At 74.5% G+C, this 1,359-nt stretch carries 1 pseudogene; it reads right to left on the reverse strand.

Annotation, left to right across the window (positions count from 1 at the left end):
- Window positions 1-38: 38 nt before the first annotated feature.
- Window positions 39-1,359: pseudogene (locus CCN72_RS37100) on the reverse strand (putative PEP-binding protein); the annotation flags it as partial.

Here is a 1,359-nt window from a genome sequence, read left to right on the forward strand (position 1 = left end):
GCCGACACGGCGGACACGGCCACCGGCCGGCCCGTCGGCTACTCGCCGGACAGCACGCCCTGGGCCGCGCCGCGCGCCTCCTCGGCACTGTCCGCGGCCCGCGCCGCCGCCGCGGCCCGCTCGCACTGCGCCAGCGTGAACTTCGCCAGCGTCGCCCGGACATAGGGCAGCGACGCCGCACCCATGGACAGGGAGGTGACACCCAGACCGGTCAGCACACAGGCCAGCAGCGGATCGGACGCCGCCTCACCGCACACCCCGCAGCTCTTGCCCTCGGCACGGGCAGCCTCCGCGGACAGCGCGACCAGGTCCAGCAGCGCCGGCTGCCACGGATCCTGCAACCGCGACACCGCGCCGACCTGCCGGTCCGCCGCGAACGTGTACTGCGCGAGGTCATTGGTGCCCAGCGACAGGAACTCGACCTCCCGGAGGATCGACCGCGCCCGCAGCGCCGCCGACGGGATCTCCACCATGGCCCCGAACTTCGCCCGCAGTCCCGCCGCACGACAGGCGTCCGCGAACGCCCTCGCGTCCGCGCGGTCCGCCACCATGGGCGCCATCACCTCAAGGTGAACCGGCAGCCCCTCGGCGGCCTTCGCCAGCGCGGTCAGCTGGGTGCGCAGGACGTCCGNNGGACGACCACCCGGCCCTCGGGGAACGCCTCCAGCACCTGCCGGTAGGCCGCGATCTGCTTCTCCTCGGAAGGAGCGCGCTCACTGTCGTCCAGGAACAGGAACTCGGTACGGAACAGACCGACACCCTCGGCTCCGGCCGCCACCGCCGCCGGCACATCCGCGGGACCGCCCACATTGGCCAGCAGCGGCACCTTGTGACCGTCCGCCGTCGCACCGGGACCGGTCGAGGCGGCCAGCGCGGCCCGGCGCTCGGCGGCCGCCGCCGCCAGCTNNCGCCCAGCTCGACCGCGCCCGGCAGCGCCACCACGGCCGGTACCCCGAGGGCCCGCGCCAGGATCGCGCTGTGACTGGTGGGACCGCCCTCCTCGGTCACGAAGCCGAGCACCAGCGAGGGGTCGAGCAGCGCCGTGTCGGCGGGTGCCAGATCACGCGCCACCAGTACATAGGGGTGATCGCTGTCCGGGACACCCGGCATGGGCACGCCCAGCAGCCGGGCGACGATACGGTTCCGTACGTCGTCGAGGTCGGCCACCCGTCCGGCGAGGTACTCACCGGCTCCGGCCAGCAGCTCCCGGTACGCCGCGAACGCGTCGTACACCGCGCGCTCGGCCGTGCTGCCGACGGCGATCCGCCGGTCCACGTCCGCCATCAGCTCGGGGTCCTGGGCCATCATGGCCTGCGCCTCGAGCACCGCCTGGGCCTCGCCGCCGGCCAGATTGCCGCG

The sequence above is a fragment of the Streptomyces murinus genome (assembly GCF_002154555.1).
Taxonomy (GTDB): domain Bacteria; phylum Actinomycetota; class Actinomycetes; order Streptomycetales; family Streptomycetaceae; genus Streptomyces; species Streptomyces murinus.